The sequence below is a fragment of the Microbacterium sp. P5_E9 genome (assembly GCF_054049175.1).
Window position 1 is genome coordinate 1 of the sequence record NZ_JBFUMV010000153.1, and the last position, 525, is coordinate 525.

At 63.2% G+C, this 525-nt stretch carries 1 protein-coding gene; it reads left to right on the plus strand.

Features of this window, described 5'->3' with window-relative positions; genetic code table 11:
* Positions 1-43: 43 nt before the first annotated feature.
* Positions 44-525, plus strand: a 482-nt coding sequence (locus tag ACXJ3V_RS20730) for an IclR family transcriptional regulator (RefSeq protein WP_457102241.1), incomplete at its 3' end; no start/stop codon positions are given.

A 525-nucleotide genomic window follows, 5' to 3' on the forward strand; every position in this document is an offset into this window, starting at 1 on the left:
ATCACGAAAAGTAGGCGGTCAAGGCGGGCGGTTGGAGGTCTGGGTGAGCACGCAGAGTGTTGTGACTGCGATGAGGGTTCTTGAAGCCGTGTCAGACAACCAGCCAGCGGGGCTTTCTGAACTGAGCCGGGACACCGACGTTCCCAAGGCCACCGTGCTGCGTATGCTGCGGACACTTGGCGAGCTCGGTTGGGTATCGCAATCGGAAGCGAACGCCGGGAAATGGGTTCTGACCAATCACGCTTTTGCCGTGGCCAGCAGGGGCAGCAGCGGTTCCTTGATTCGCGACGTCGCGATGGGGCCGTTGAACGCCCTGCAGCTGGATACAACGGAGACGGTGCACCTCGCCGTGCCGGATCGCCGGTCCATGGTGGTCATCGAACGGCTTGACACCCCGCACGTCCTCCGTGCGTTCCTTCCCCTGGGTTCGCGGGTCCCCATGCACGCTTCGGCGACCGGGATCGCTTACCTGGCCGCGGCAACGGACAGCTATCTTTCCGAGTACCTGTCCGACCCCCTGGAAGC